The following is a 13,814-nucleotide window of genomic DNA, read 5'->3' as shown; positions in this document are numbered from 1 at the left end:
GGCCGGTGCCCTGTCCGTGCGTCCCGTCTGCCGTTCCGATCAGGCACCGGGTTGCGCAGCCGCTGTTGGATCAGATCACCAGGCCGCCCGTGTCCGGCCGACTGGGGGGGTGCGGGAGCTCCGGCGGCTCGAAGAAGGGCTGCCCGGCCTCGAACCGGATTGACCCGCGAAAGCCCAGGGCCGACAGGGCCTCGTTGTACAGAGCCCGGATATCCCGATGCATCACCGGGGGCAGGGGCGTGCCGCTGCGGACCACAAGGTCCATCTGGCGCGGTCCCTTCTGGAAGAACCCGTCCAGCTGGATCGGCCCCAGGCGTGACAGGGCCACGTCCACAAGGAAGCGGTCTCCCGGCGCGCCGGGGTGGCCGTCTCCCGCGTCGTGCTCGGGGGTGTGGCGGGTGATCAGGCGGATGGGAGTGATTTCCCCGTCATTCAGGCACGGCAGGGTGAGCACCCGCCATTCGGACGGCGGGCCGGAGCCCTCCCGCGGCTCGGCGGCCATGGCCTTCAGATCACTGCCCAGGCGGCTGGCGACGGCCTTCCCCTTCTCCCCAAGACGCTCCAGATCCCGAAGCGCCCGGTTTCCCGGCCAAACCCCCAGCTCTCCGCCCGCCCGCAGACTGGCAAGGAAACCCAGGGCATTGACCAGCATGGCCGGGCCCGGGCGGATCATGGCATCCAGCAGGGCGCCTGTGTCTGCGCTCCGGCCAAGGGCGGCGCTGGCCTGGGCCAGGGCCAGGGCGTCCTGGAGCGCGGGCCAGCCCCCGCCGGACAGCAGGGGAAGGGACAGGGTGCCCGGCGCGCTCACGGTTCCGCCGGCAGACAGGATCTGGACGCGGATCGTGGTTCCGGTGTCCCCGGGCAGGGACGTGTTGATGGCGAGGCGCCCCAGTGCCGTGTCCACCAGGGACGCGGAGGCGGATCCGGTCGAGACGATGGTGCCGGGAAGCTGCAAACCGGTCAGCAGGGTCAGGGTGGAGGGGCCCGTTGCGCGCGCCGCACCGGCTGCGGTCGTGGCACCGCGTGTTCCGTCTTGCGGAACACCGGGTTTTGTGGCCTCGGAAGACGGGTCCGGGAGGGGCGGAGACACGGGCCCTGCAGGCCCCCCGGGTGCAGCTTTTATAAATTTTCCAATTGTATTATAGGCCGTTACGCTTTGCGTAATTCCCGCCGCAGCCCCGGTCGCCGGACCTCCGGCTCCGCTTGCCGGAGTGCTCCCCGGAGCGGCGGATCCGGCGGGGCCGATGTCCACAATCCGCACCGCCAGGAGACTTCCGACGGGCAGCGGGGTCAGGCCCGCGGGCAGGGCTCCGACCCACGGCCCACCCGGCGGCCCCACCACAGAGGCCGGAATGCCCACGGGTGCGGACGGTCCCCCAGGGGCCACCACCGGCGTTGCAGGTGTGAGTGTGGGGGCCGATCCCGTGCCGGTCAGGCTTCCTGCAGGCCCCATCACGCCGGGACCGGGCCAGGACAGCCGCACGAGGGCCTGCCCCTGGGCGCCTGTTCCCAGATAGACGAGCGTCAGCGCCCGGTCCGCCGGGAGGGACTGGGCCGTGCGCAGCGAGACCTCGCCAAACGGCGTTTGCAGAAGTGTTTCGCCCCGTGACGGATAGCCCGACACCGTGGCCTCCACGGGTGTTCCCGGGCTCAGGGCGGTCATGGCCGGGGGCGGCGAGGGGATGGAGGCCACCATGCTCGTTCCCGAGCCTCCGGGCAGGGTCGGGAGGGGACTGGAGGGCGGAGGGACGGGGGTGGTCATGGACCGGGTGCTCCATCGTGGACAGGCGCGTGTGGACCGGCGCGAAAAACGGCCCCGGCCGGGGCCGGAGGGATCCGCCGGGACGTGTTGGGCTTTGTTTGCAGGGCGCGGCGTTGTCCCGCTCCGCGCCCGAACCGGCCGTATGGACAGGCAGGGCCGCCCACACGGGCCCGTGTGGCGCCACGCTCCGAGTCGTTCTACAAAAAAGCATAGCAAAAGAGGTCGCTCGGCAAAAGGCCGGGAGACGGTACCCGCGCCGGGCCAGCCCGGGCTCCCTACAGCGCGCCTTCGCACGGTGGTTCCGGGTGGTGGCGTGGGAAGACGCAACCGGAAGGCAGGCGCACGGGTCAGTGGGCGTGGATCCTGATGGCGCTGGGGCCGAGGCAGGGGGCCGTATGCCCTGCGGGCGCAGATTGGCCGCCTGGCGGTGCTACGGGAGAGCCGCTCTCCATCCGATGGAGGCTGGACAGGATGGGGTATACGGTTGCGGCCTTTATGGCCAGCCTTGGCATGCGGGTCCGTTATGCGGGGCCTCTTGTGTGCCGGGCAGTTTGGGGAGGCGGGTGTGTCCGGCTGTGAGCAGGCGCTGGGGCCGAGGCAGGGGGGATGCCTGGGGCGGCCAAGACGCTGGTGGGGGGCGGAGGCAGCGCGGGCACCCGGCCGGAGTCGCTGTGGGCGCGGATGTGCGTTTGGGGGGTGTTCACACGGCGGGACGGGTGGTTCCGGGACGCCGGTCAATGACACGCGCTGGAGGCCGGCGCGCCGGTGGTCCGGCGTCGGGAGAGGGTGCCCGCCTTGGGTTCGGGGGAGCCGGTGTTCTGCGTTCGGGAAAGCTGGCGGCTGTCTGTCCGGGAGCCAGAAGGATGGTGCGCAGGAGGGCTGGACGTTGCGCGCCCCTGGAGAGCCACAGGCGTGGCATGGGGGAAGGTGGGGCGCTGGCCGTCCGGGGGGGCAGAGGCAGTGAGCCGGGGACGGCTGTATGTCCGGTGTCGGGGAGTCGGAAGGATGGTGCGCAGGAGGGCCGGACGTTGGCGTCCGGCTGAGCCGGAGGCATGGTGTCCGGGAAAGCTGGACCTTTGCGTTCGGGTGACCCGGTGGTCTTCTCTCCGGCCCAGAGGGGCCGCCCGCAGACCCTGGGTGTCCGCGGGCGGTTAACGATCAGGGCTGGGCCTTGCGGATCACATCCACGTCGACCTTCATCTTCATCATGCCGCGGTCGATCTCACCGTCCAGCTCGACCATCTCATTGGGGTTGAAGGTCATCCCCTGCCACTTGTCGTCATCGATCTCGACGACGATGGTGCCGGTGTCATCCTTGAAGGTGTACTTCTCGTCGCCCAGGGCCTTGACGAGGTAGCCGCGAAGGGTGACGGGGGTGTCGTCGCGCATGTCCGCGGTTCCCTTGACCGTGGTCAGGGCCGGGGTGGGGATGGGCAGGTCATCGGCGGGGTTCTGGGCGTGGGCGCCCACCGCGGGGAGAGCAAGAGCCGCCCCGAGAGCGAGAACGGCAAGCGGACGTGTACGGCGTGCAACAGTGTGCGTCATGGCAACAATCCTCAGTTGGGTTAAGGTGGCTGGGGCTGGGGACAGTTGGATTATAGTCATGCCAATTTAAGAAGCACAACGCTGTTTCTTCGCAGGGCATTACGTGTTTGTCACCCGCGGGGGTCGAGCACCCTACTCAACCCGCGGGCGCGAGGCCGGTGCCGTTCCGGGCCTATAAAACACTCTGGGGTTGTTGTTGGTGCGGGCGGTGGGGGACGGTCCGCTGTGGGCCGCCCCCGTCGGCTGTCGGAGGGCGCTTCCGGCGCCCCGGCCGGGGTGCCGCCTGCCCTCAGGCCGGACGGCCCCGGTCCGGGGATCCGGTGATGTCGATGGTCTGGATCCGGTTTCCCTCCACCTTCGAGCACACGAAGTGATAGCCCTGCCAGTCGAAGGCATGACCCTGGGCCGGAACCGATCCGATGTGCCACAGGACGAACCCGGCCAGGGTCGAGTAGCGCCCGGCGCCCACCATGTCCCGCCGCTCCAGAATGGAGGCCACCTCGTCGATGGGCATGGCTCCGCGGAAACGCAGGCTTCCGTTGGCCAGGCGCTCGGGGCGGGCGACCGCGTCCTCGTCCTCCACCAGGTCCCGGGAGATTTCCGCCAGGACGTCGGTGGGGGTGACGATGCCGTGGATGTCCCCGAAGTCGTCCGAGATGATGGCAAGCCGGGTCGGGGTGGTCTTCAGGGTCTCGATCAGGCTGGTGACCGGAAGGGTCTCGGGCACCACCAGGGGCGGATGCATGCGGGCCTTCAGGTCGATCTGTCCGCCTGCCACAAGATCGCCGAACAGGTCGCGGACCAGGACCACGCCGCGGACCTCCTCGAGGCGCCCGTCACAGACCAGGTAGCGCGCATGGCCGTGCCGGGCGACCACCGAGCGGATGGCCTCGTTGTCCGCAGCGATGTCGAGCCAGGCGATCTCGCCGCGCGGCGTCATGATGGAGCGCACCGTGCGGCCACCCAGCCGCAGGACGCCCGCGACCATCTCCCGTTCGGTCTCGCCGAAGGGCAGGGGCTCCTCACCCGGCGCCGGGGTCGGATCCGCGAGGACGCCACCCTCGGACACGGTCCGCCCGCCAAGCAGGCGGATCACTGTGTCGGCGGCCCGCTCGCGCAGGGGAACCTTCTCGGCGTGCTTGCGGATGTTGCGCTCGCGCACCTGGTTGAAGAACTCCACCAGGATCGAGAACGCCATGGCGCCATACAGGTAGCCCTTGGGGATGTCGGCTCCCAGCCCCTCGGTGATCAGGGACAGGCCGATCATCAGAAGGAAGGACAGGCACAGCATGATGACCGTGGGGTGACGCCCCACAAATCGGGTCAGGGGGCCCGAGCCCACGATCATGACGATCATGGCCACCACGACGGCGGTCATCATCACCCAGAGCTCCCGCACGATGCCCACAGCGGTGATGATGGAATCCAGCGAGAACACCGCATCCAGCACCAGGATCTGGGCGATCACCGCGAAGAAGCTGGCCCGCACAAGGCGCTTCTTGGTGTGGGAGACGCCCTCGATCCGCTCGTGGATCTCGGTGGTGGCCTTGAACAGCAGGAAGCAGCCGCCCCCGATCAGGATGATGTCGCGCCAGGACAGGCTGATGGGCCCGATGGCAAAGATTTCCTGGGTCAGGCCCACCATCCAGGCGATACCCGCCAGCAGGGCAAGGCGCATGAACAGCGCCAGGCTCAGGCCCACGATCCGGGCCCGGTCCCGCTGGGCCGGAGGCAGGCTCTCGGTCAGGATGGCGATGAAAATGAGGTTGTCGACCCCGAGGACGATCTCAAGCCCGATCAGGGTCAGGAGCCCGGCAAGAACTCGGGGCTCGGAAAAGGCCTGGTGAAAAACCTGGCCCAGGGCGGAGAGAAAGCCGATATCCAGAAGTGCGTCCATCGTCGCGCGGCATGATCACAAAAAAAGGGGGAAGGAACCCGGGTCGGAAGCGCCCGGCTCCGGAGAAGGGAAAGCGTATAAGCCGCCCCGGTGTTACGCAATGGCTAAAAAAACAAGGTCCACGGCGAGATTCAGGGCCAGGGTCAGAAAGACAAGACCGGCCAGCACGTTAAGTCCCACGACAAGGCGCGGGTCACTGGCCATCCGGCGGCCCAGGGTGCCGGCGAAATAGCCGATCAGGGCCAGGACCAGCCCGCCCTGGAGCCCGAACAGAACCCCCAGCACCAGCGTCTGGAACCAGACCTCCCCGTGCGCCGGGACAATGAACTGGGGCAGGAAGGCGAGGAAAAACACAACCAGCTTGGGATTGACGGCCGCGGCCCCCATCCCCTTGAGGAACACGCCCAGTCGCCGGACGGGGACGCCGTTGGTGCGTCCGCGGGCCGGATCCCGGGCATGGCGGAGCACCTGGATCCCCAGCCAGGCCAGGTAGGCGGCCCCGGCGATTTTCAGGCCGGTGAAGGCGGCGGGGGAGGCCACGATCAGGGCGCTGATGCCCAGGGTGGCCAGAAGCGTGTGGACCAGCGTCCCGAGGGCACAGCCGGCACCGAACAGGATGCCCTCCAGCCGCCCCCGGGCCAGCCCCAGCCCGAGGACCATCAGGTTGTCCGGTCCCGGGGCCAGGGTCAGCGCCACAGCCGAGATCAGGAACTTCCCGACCTTGACGGGATCAAGGCTCGCAAGAAGCTCCATGGCTCCGCTCCCTAGTACATGCATTCCGCGAAGATGGGATCAACGCTGTCGTTCCAGCGCTGGTGGTAGAACTCAAGCAGCCGGTCGGCCTGAGACTTCCCTTCCTCCGCGTGCATCCACAGGGCGTCCAGGAACATGGACTCGTCCTGGCCGCGCTCGTTGGTGATGGCGCGGGCCTTCAGTCCGGCCGCCGCGATCTCGAGAACCTTCAGGGCCAGGTCCCGGACGGTTCCATCCCGGAACGGGGTCCGAAGGCCGGTGGTGGGCACCGCCGCGTAGAGAGCCGCGCGCTCCTCCAGGGTCCAGTCCCTGACCAGGTCCCAGGCGGCGTCGAGGGCGGTGGTGTCGTACAGCAGGCCGATCCACAGGGCGGGCAGGGCGCACAGATCCTGCCAGCGGCCCGCGTCGGCGCCGCGCATTTCCAGGTAGCGCTTCAGGCGCACCTCGGGGAAGGCGACCGAGCTGTGGTCCTCCCAGTCGGACAGGACCGGGAGCTCTCCGGGGAGGGCCTCGAGGCGCCCGTTCATGAAGTCCCGGAACGACTGGCCCGAGGCATCAATGTAGGTGTCACCCCGGTGGACGAAATACATGGGCACGTCCAGCAGGTAGTCGGCGTAGCGCTCGAAGCCCATGCCGTCCTCGAAGACGAAGGGCAGCAGGCCGGTGCGCGCCCGGTCCGTGTCGGTCCAGATGTGGGCCCGGGTGGACAGGTAGCCCGAGGGCTTGCCCTCCCGGAAGGGGCTGGAGGCAAACAGGGCCGTCGCCACCGGCTGGAGCGCCAGAGACACCCGGAACTTCTTGACCATGTCCGCCTCGGACGAGAAGTCCAGATTGGCCTGCACGGTGCAGGTCCGCAGCATCATGTCCAAGCCCAGGCTGCCCACCTTGGGCATGTAGGAGCGCATGATCCGGTAGCGGCCCTTGGGCATCCAGTGGAAGTCCTCGCGGTGCCATTTCGGATTGAACCCCAGACCGAGGAAGGCGAGGTCCAGATCCTGGGCCACCGCTTTCATGGCCTTGTGGTGGTCCGTGGTTTCCTTACAGGTCTCGTGCACCGAGCCCAGGACCGCGCCCGAGAGCTCCAGCTGTCCGCCGGGCTCCAGGGTGATGGAGCCTTTCGGCCCGCCGCTCAGGGCGATGAGGGCATCCCCCTCGTAGACCCCGGTCCAGGACGGGTCACGCTCCATGATCTGGCGCAGGAGGGCGCCGATGCCGCGCTCGCCCTCGTAGGCGGGGGGGCGGAAATCATCGGTCCGGAAAACGAACTTTTCGTGCTCCGCTCCGATGCGCCACTGCTCCCGGGGGCGGCAGCCGGACTCGAGCCATCCGATGAGGTCGTCGCGAGTGAGCGGGTCGTGCTTGGAAAGCGCCATGCTGTATCCAGTCGTCTGAAGCACGTCGGAGCCGCGCGAGACCGCAGGGCATCCGGACGTGCCGGTATGGAGGGAAAAGGCCCGCCCGCGGGGTGCGGGAAGGCGTCACAGGGAATGCGGCAAGACGGAATCAGACCGCGCGGCGCGGCCAGTCGCCCGCGCTGGCCTGCCACAGGGCAAGGGCCGCCACACAGGCGGTTTCGGCCCGTAAAATACGCGGTCCCAAAGAAATGTACACCGGATTAAGCCCGGACAGGATCTCCAGGTCCTCGGGAGCAAGGCCGCCCTCGGGTCCGATCAGGAACGCAACCTTCTCTCCCGCATGGGCCTGCAGGGCGGGCAGGGCGTCCAGAGTGGTGTCATCGCGCTCCAGGGCCACGAACAGGGTCCGCCCGGCGGGCCAGGCCCGGACCAGCTCCTCGATCGAGAGGGCGGAGCCGATCACCGGCAGGTCCAGGCGCTCGCACTGCTCCGCCGCCTCGACGGCCTGGGGCCGGTAGCGGTCCGGGCGGGCCGAGCGCCCCTGGGTCCGGCGGGTGTGAACCGGCTGGAGGCGCGAGCACCCCAGCTCCACGCTCTTTTGGATCAGGTAGTCGGTGGCGTCCTTTTTCAGGGGGGCGAACACAAGCCAAGGGCCGTCGGTCACCGCCTGGGGGCGCAGGGCCTCGAGAACCCGGGCGGGGCCGTTGCGGCCGCCCTCGAGCTCGGCCAGCCACTCGCCGTCCAGGCCGTTGAACAGCCGGACCGGGTCGCCCTCCCCGAGTCGCAGCACGTTGCGCAAATAGTGGGCCTGTGGCGGGTCCAGGCGGACCGGCTGCCCCTCGCTCAGGGAAGCATCCACAAAAACTCGGGGAAGCGTACACACGCGCCCGCGCCCGCTGGTCCGGTCTTTGCGCTCTGTCTCCACAACGCCTGCTCCCTGGCTTGAAAAACTCTAAATCTTCGGATGGTTGGCCGGGCCGCATACTGACGAAAAACAGCATAGTCCCGGCTCGTGGAATTGGATAGTGTAGCCCCGCTCTGTCAACTGGCAAGGTGACAATAATGTTTTCTTTTCGCACACTGCTCGCGGCGCCCCCGCTGGGAGCACAGATCATCCGCAAGTGTCCCCCCTCGTGGATGCCCTACCTGAAACTTCTGCGCATCGACCTGGACGCCGGCTGGTGGATCCCGGCCTTTCCGGCCTTCTGGGGCATGGCTCTCGCCCTTCGCGAGGGTGACCCCCTGTGGATGGTGCCGGTCTGGTGTGTCCTGTTCCTTCTCGGCGCCATCTTCATGCACGGAGCCGGGTCGACCCTGAACGACATGCTCGACGAGAACTTTGACCGCAAGGTGTCCCGCACCCGCAGCCGTCCCCTGCCCTCGGGCATGGTCAGCCGGAAGCAGGCGGCGCTGTTCCTTCTGTTCCAGCTGTTTGTCTCGCTGTGCATCCTGCTGACCTTCAACACCACCACCATCTGGACCGCCATCGCGTTCCTGCCTCTGGTGGCGTTCTACCCGCTGGCCAAGCGCTTCACCTGGTGGCCCCAGGCGGTGCTGGGCCTGACCTTCATGATGGGCTCGGTGATCGGCTGGACGGCCGTGCGTGGCAGCCTGGATCTTCCCGCGATTCTTTTGTACGCGGGCTGTGTGTTCTGGCCGCTCCACTTTGACACCATCTACGCGCACCAGGACCGGGAGGATGACATCTTCGCCGGCGTGAAGTCCTCGGCCCTGAGGCTGGGCGAGAAGACGAAGCCCGCGCTGCTGGTCTTTGACATCCTTATGGTGGGTTTCCTGGCCGCGGCCGGAGCGCTTGCGGGCATGGGATGGGCCTTCTGGCCTGTGCTGGCTCTTGTTTTCGCCCATTTCGTGTGGCAGCTTTGGGCCCTTGATATCAACAACTCCGAGCGGTGCCTGTACCTCTTCAGCACCAACTGGATTATTGGCTGGCTGGTTCTGGCGGCGATCATCGCCGGACAGATCACGGCCTGACCGGACACGAGTGCCGGGGGAAGGGAGGGCTTGTCCTGTGGCAGGCCGGTCCCCTCCCCCCCAAATACAAAAAACAGGAAAAGGCCACCTCCCGGCCCGGGTCTCCGGGTGAGGACAGGCCTGTATCGGGGAGAGAGACCTCATGAAAGCCAAAACCATCCCTGTCGGCGTCCCGCAATTCGGCGGCTGGGTCATCAGCAAGTCGCCGTCGTGGCTCAAGCCCTATCTGAGCATCATGCGCATTGATCTGGATGCGGGCTGGTGGCTCCTGACATTTCCCGCCTGGTGGAGCCTTGCGCTGGCGTCCACGGGCACGTTTCCGAACCCTCTCTACATGCTCCTGTTCCTTCTCGGGGGCATCCTGATGGAGGGTGCGGGCTGCATCTTCAACGACATGGTGGACATGAAGTTTGACGCGAAGGTCCGCCGCACGGCCCAGCGGCCCCTGCCCGGCAAGCTGGTCTCGATTCCCGAGGCCATTGTCTACATGTTTGTCACGCTGCTGATGGCCTTCGCCATCCTGATGACCTTCAACACCTTCACGGTCTGGGTCTGCATGGCGGTCACGCCGCTGATCTTCGTCTACCCGTTCATGAAGCGGATCACGTACTGGCCGCAGGCGGTTCTCGGTGTGGTCTTCACCTGGGGAGCGCTGGTGGGCTGGTCCGCCGAGCAGGGCAGCCTGTCCCTGGCCCCGATCCTGTTCTACCTGGGCTGCATCTTCTGGCCGCTTCACTTCGACACCCTCTACGCCCACCAGGACCGGGAGGACGACATCAGCATCGGTGTGAAGTCCACCGCCCTTGCCCTGGGCGAGAAGACCGGTGCCGTCCTGTTCGCCTTCAACCTGTGCTTCCTTGCGCTGGTTGCGGCGGCCGGAGCGACGGCGGGTCTGGGCTGGGGCTTCTGGCCGGGCCTGGCTCTTGTGGCGCTGCACTTTGCCTGGCAGCACCGGGTGCTGGACATCAATGACCGCGAGGTCTGCGGGCGCCTGTTCAACTCGAACTGGAGCCTGGGGTGGATCATGCTGGGCGCCATTGTGGCCGGCCAGCTGACCCGCTGACGGGCCGGACCACCTGTCCGTCTGTCCGCCTCTTTGTTTGTCCGTTTGGGAGATCCTCTCCCGGCTCTGAGGGCAGGGTTCGCCCTGCCCCGCAGGGCCCCGGTCCGGTTCGCGTCCATCCCGGGCGTTCCGGTTCGGGCCCTGTCTGGCGGCTCCCCGGTGGCGTCCTCCTCGACGCCCCGGGGGCCGACCGGACCGGCTGCGGCTCCCCTGGGCTCTTCGGGTTGGCGGTTCTGTCCGGAGCGGGTCGGGGGCGGTGCCTTTCCGGACCCGCTCGGGCGGTCTCCGGCCTCCGGTCCCGTCCGGCTTCCCCGGGCGCTCGGGGCTGCGGGCCACCGGGCCTTCGGGCGACAGGGTCTGCGCAGGCGGCTTCGGGATGGAGCCTCGGCCCCGACCCCGACCCCGACGCCGATCCTGGCACCCTGCCCGGGTACCCGTGCCCTCCCCTGCTCCGGTGAACTGGGAGCCTGACCCCATGCGATACATCGATGCCTTTCGTGACACGGCCCTGGTCCGGGAGCTGTCCGACGCCATCCGCCGGGAGGCCGACCCGGACCGCTCCTACGCGTTCATGGAATTCTGTGGCGGCCATACCCACGCCATTTCCCGCTACGGGCTGGCCGACCTTCTCCCCGAGACCGTCCGGCTTGTGCACGGCCCCGGGTGTCCGGTCTGCGTGCTTCCCGTGGGCCGCATTGACATGGTCATCGATCTGGTCCGGACCCGACCCGATGTGACCCTGTGCACCTACGGCGACTGCCTTCGGGTGCCGGCCTCGGGGGGCCTGTCGCTCCAGAAGGTGCGGGCCCTCGGCGGGCGCGGGGGCAGCGGGGCGGCCTCGGTCCGCATGGTCCACAGTGTGGCGGACGCGCTCGCCCTCGCCCGGTCCTGCCCGGATCGGGAGGTCGTCTTTTTCGCCATCGGCTTCGAGACCACGACCCCGCCCACCGCCCTGGCCCTGAGGCAGGCGGCGGCCGAGGAACTTCCCAACTTCTCGGTGATCTGCAACCACGTCCTGACGCCCCCGGCCATGGCGGCTGTCCTTGCGGGCGGCACGGCGCTGGACGGCATCCTGGGCCCGGCCCATGTCTCGAGCGTCATCGGGACCGGGGCCTACGGCGCCGTTGCTGCCGCCTGGGGCATGCCGGTGGTGGTGGCCGGGTTCGAGCCTCTGGACATCCTCCAGGCCATCTTGATGCTGGTCCGCCAGGTGTCCAGCGGTCGGGCCGAGGTCGAGAACGAGTTTTCCCGGGGCGCCAGTCCGGAGGGCAACATGAAAGCCCGCCAGCTGATGGACGAGGTCTTCCGGGTCCGCGGTTCGTTCGAGTGGCGGGGTCTGGGGAGCCTCCCCGGCTCGGCGCTGGAGATCGCGCCCCCCTACGCCCGCTTCGATGCGGAGGCCCGGTTCGGCCTGACCTGCACGCCGGTGCCCGATCCCCCCGGCTGCGCGTGCGCGGCCATCCTCCGGGGGCGGACCCATCCCCGGGACTGCGGGCTTTTTGCCACGGTGTGCACACCGGAAAACCCGGTGGGCTCGTGCATGGTGTCGGGCGAGGGGGCCTGCGCCGCATATTACGCATCCGGGCGCCACCGCGTCCCGGTCGGACAGGAGGCTCGGCCATCATGACAGCAGGCGATCCCGGCGATGTGGTTGAACTCGCCCACGGCTCGGGCGGAAGGGCGGGCAACCGTCTGGTGGAGAACGTCTTCCGCCCCCTTCTGGGCAACCCCTGGCTGGACCGGGCCGACGATGGCGCGGTCCTGGAGCCCGATGCTGCCGGGGGGGCGGCGGCGTCTCTGGTCATGACCACGGACTCCCATGTGGTCTCGCCCCTGTTTTTCCCCGGCGGCGATATCGGGCGGCTGGCCGTGTGCGGCTGCGTGAACGACCTGGCCATGATGGGCGCCCGGGCCCGCTGGCTCAGCGCCGGCTTTATCCTCGAGGAGGGCTTTCCCCTTTCGGATCTGCGCCGCATCGTGGCCTCCATGGCCGAGGCCTGTCAGGAGGCGGGCGTGGCCGTTGTGACCGCCGACACCAAGGTAGTGGAGCGGGGCAAGGGCGACGGGGTGTTCATCACCACCGCCGGAGTGGGAACCCGCCTGCCCGGCCAGAGCCCCGAGGGCGCCGGAGCCCGGCCCGGGGACCGGATCCTGGTCAGCGGCACCCTGGGGGATCACGGCATCACGGTGTTCAACGCGCGCGAGGATCTGGGCCTTGAGTCCTCCATCACCTCGGATACGGCCCCCCTGGGCGGTCTGGTGGAGGCCCTGTTTCAGGCGGTCGCGCCGGGTGCGGTTCACGCCATGAGGGATCCGACCCGCGGCGGGCTGGGGGCGGTGCTCAACGAGATCGCCCGGCAGTCCGGCGTGGGCATGGTTCTGGACGAGGCCGCCCTTCCCGTCTCCGCTCCCGTGCGGGCCGCCTGTGCCCTGACCGGGCTCGATCCGCTGTACCTGGCCAACGAGGGCAAGTGTGTGGTGGTCTGCGCCCCCGACCAGGCGGACGCGGCGCTTCAGGCCCTCAGGGCACACCCGTATGGGCGGGGTGCGGTGATCGTGGGCGAGGTCATTGCGGACGAGAACCGGTTTGTGCGCCTGAACACGCCCTTCGGCGGCCAGAGGCTTCTGGACTGGCTGAACGCCGACCCCCTGCCCCGGATCTGCTGAGGACACCCGGCCATGCCTCCTTCTGCCGCCCCGCACAACTGGTTCGAGGACAATGGCGAGGCCTATGCCCGCTTCCGGCCGGACTATCCCGAACGCCTCGCATCCTTTCTTGCGGACCGGGCGCCCTCCCTGCGCCGCGCGGTTGACGTGGGCTGCGGCAGCGGCCAGCTGACGGCCCTTCTGGCCCCGCTGTTCGACGAGGTCACAGGGGTCGATCCCAGCGCGGACCAGATCGCTCACGCGGCCGCCGTGCCCGGTGTTCGCTGGGTGTGTGCCTCCGCCGAGGCGCTGCCGCTTCCGGACCGGTGCGCCTCCCTGATCACGGTGGCGCAGGCGGCCCACTGGTTCGATCTTCCCGCGTTCTATGCCGAGGTGCGGCGCATCGCGGTTGACGGCGCGGTGCTGGCTCTTGTGAGCTACGGTCCTCCCCGGCTTCAGGGGGCGCTCCAGGACCGGTTCCGGAGCTTCTACGACCACGAGATTGGTCCCTGGTGGCCGCCCGAGCGCCGGCATGTGGACAGCGGCTACCGGGATCTGGGCTTCCCGTTCCCGGAGCAGGAGGCCCCGGAGCTGGAGATCCGCCGCCTGTGGGTGCTGGATGAGTTTCTGGGCTACCTGTCCACCTGGTCGGCCGTCCGCAATGCCCGGAACGCCGGATGTGGGACGATCCTGGCCCGGTTCTCGGCAGACCTCTCGGCGCTCTGGGGCGATCCGGAAACGCGGCGCCCTGTGTGCTGGCCCCTCACCGTGCGGCTGGGGGTCGTGAACTCCGGCCCGTAA

11 protein-coding genes are annotated in these 13,814 nt (G+C 68.6%); 5 read left to right on the top strand and 6 right to left on the bottom strand.

The genetic code is table 11. The annotated features are described in order from the left end of the window. Positions 1-70: 70 nt before the first annotated feature. From IHV25_RS02740 to IHV25_RS02715, 6 genes are all read right to left on the bottom strand, one after another. Complete coding sequence (locus IHV25_RS02740) at positions 71-1,762, bottom strand: hypothetical protein (RefSeq protein ID WP_192533427.1); 1,692 nt, start codon at positions 1,760-1,762, stop codon at positions 71-73. A 1,158-nt stretch (positions 1,763-2,920) separates the two neighbouring features. Then, positions 2,921-3,307: a YgiW/YdeI family stress tolerance OB fold protein gene (locus IHV25_RS02735; protein WP_192533425.1), complete on the bottom strand. Its 387-nt coding sequence runs from the start codon at positions 3,305-3,307 to the stop codon at positions 2,921-2,923. A 289-nt stretch (positions 3,308-3,596) separates the two neighbouring features. Continuing rightward, complete coding sequence (locus tag IHV25_RS02730) at positions 3,597-5,204, bottom strand: TerC family protein (RefSeq protein WP_192533424.1); 1,608 nt, start codon at positions 5,202-5,204, stop codon at positions 3,597-3,599. A gap of 93 nt (positions 5,205-5,297) precedes the next feature. Continuing rightward, complete coding sequence (locus tag IHV25_RS02725) at positions 5,298-5,957, bottom strand: LysE family translocator (protein WP_192533418.1); 660 nt, start codon at positions 5,955-5,957, stop codon at positions 5,298-5,300. A gap of 11 nt (positions 5,958-5,968) precedes the next feature. Continuing rightward, positions 5,969-7,330, bottom strand: a complete 1,362-nt coding sequence (locus tag IHV25_RS02720; RefSeq protein WP_192533417.1) for a glutamate--cysteine ligase — start codon at positions 7,328-7,330, stop codon at positions 5,969-5,971. Between the two features lie 130 nt (positions 7,331-7,460). Continuing rightward, positions 7,461-8,237, bottom strand: a complete 777-nt coding sequence (locus tag IHV25_RS02715; RefSeq protein WP_338048574.1) for a 16S rRNA (uracil(1498)-N(3))-methyltransferase — start codon at positions 8,235-8,237, stop codon at positions 7,461-7,463. A gap of 137 nt (positions 8,238-8,374) precedes the next feature. Here IHV25_RS02715 and ubiA (IHV25_RS02710) point away from each other — a divergent pair, with 137 nt between their 5' ends. The 5 genes from ubiA (IHV25_RS02710) to IHV25_RS02690 all read left to right on the top strand — a co-directional run bounded on the left by ubiA (IHV25_RS02710) (position 8,375) and on the right by IHV25_RS02690 (position 13,814). Continuing rightward, a complete protein-coding gene (gene ubiA, locus IHV25_RS02710; RefSeq protein ID WP_192533415.1) occupies positions 8,375-9,304 on the top strand; it encodes a 4-hydroxybenzoate octaprenyltransferase in 930 nt (309 codons plus the stop codon). A gap of 142 nt (positions 9,305-9,446) precedes the next feature. After that, a complete protein-coding gene (gene ubiA, locus IHV25_RS02705; protein WP_192533413.1) occupies positions 9,447-10,367 on the top strand; it encodes a 4-hydroxybenzoate octaprenyltransferase in 921 nt (306 codons plus the stop codon). Positions 10,368-10,842: 475 nt separating this feature from the next. After that, positions 10,843-11,994 (top strand): hydrogenase formation protein HypD, encoded by a 1,152-nt coding sequence (hypD, locus tag IHV25_RS02700; protein WP_192533412.1) that lies wholly within the window; start codon positions 10,843-10,845, stop codon positions 11,992-11,994. After that, entirely contained in the window at positions 11,991-13,034 is a 1,044-nt protein-coding gene (hypE, locus tag IHV25_RS02695; protein WP_192533411.1) for a hydrogenase expression/formation protein HypE, read from the top strand. Before hypD ends, hypE begins: the two co-directional genes overlap by 4 nt. A gap of 12 nt (positions 13,035-13,046) precedes the next feature. Further along, entirely contained in the window at positions 13,047-13,814 is a 768-nt protein-coding gene (locus IHV25_RS02690; RefSeq protein ID WP_192533410.1) for a class I SAM-dependent methyltransferase, read from the top strand.

The organism is Phaeovibrio sulfidiphilus (genome assembly GCF_014861485.1).
In the GTDB taxonomy this organism is placed as follows: Bacteria; Pseudomonadota; Alphaproteobacteria; order Rhodospirillales; family Rhodospirillaceae; genus Phaeovibrio; species Phaeovibrio sulfidiphilus.
This window is presented reverse-complemented; position numbering and strand designations above follow the sequence as displayed.

Bases quoted from the DNA above. Each gene is read 5' to 3' on its own strand.
- IHV25_RS02735 (WP_192533425.1), bottom strand. From the start codon at position 3,307: ATGACGCACACTGTTGCACGCCGTACACGTCCGCTTGCCGTTCTCGCT.
- IHV25_RS02740 (WP_192533427.1), bottom strand. From the start codon at position 1,762: ATGACCACCCCCGTCCCTCCGCCCTCCAGTCCCCTCCCGACCCTGCCC.
- IHV25_RS02720 (WP_192533417.1), bottom strand. From the start codon at position 7,330: ATGGCGCTTTCCAAGCACGACCCGCTCACTCGCGACGACCTCATCGGA.
- IHV25_RS02730 (WP_192533424.1), bottom strand. From the start codon at position 5,204: ATGGACGCACTTCTGGATATCGGCTTTCTCTCCGCCCTGGGCCAGGTT.
- ubiA (WP_192533415.1), top strand. From the start codon at position 8,375: ATGTTTTCTTTTCGCACACTGCTCGCGGCGCCCCCGCTGGGAGCACAG.
- hypE (WP_192533411.1), top strand. From the start codon at position 11,991: ATGACAGCAGGCGATCCCGGCGATGTGGTTGAACTCGCCCACGGCTCG.
- IHV25_RS02725 (WP_192533418.1), bottom strand. From the start codon at position 5,957: ATGGAGCTTCTTGCGAGCCTTGATCCCGTCAAGGTCGGGAAGTTCCTG.
- IHV25_RS02690 (WP_192533410.1), top strand. From the start codon at position 13,047: ATGCCTCCTTCTGCCGCCCCGCACAACTGGTTCGAGGACAATGGCGAG.
- hypD (WP_192533412.1), top strand. From the start codon at position 10,843: ATGCGATACATCGATGCCTTTCGTGACACGGCCCTGGTCCGGGAGCTG.
- ubiA (WP_192533413.1), top strand. From the start codon at position 9,447: ATGAAAGCCAAAACCATCCCTGTCGGCGTCCCGCAATTCGGCGGCTGG.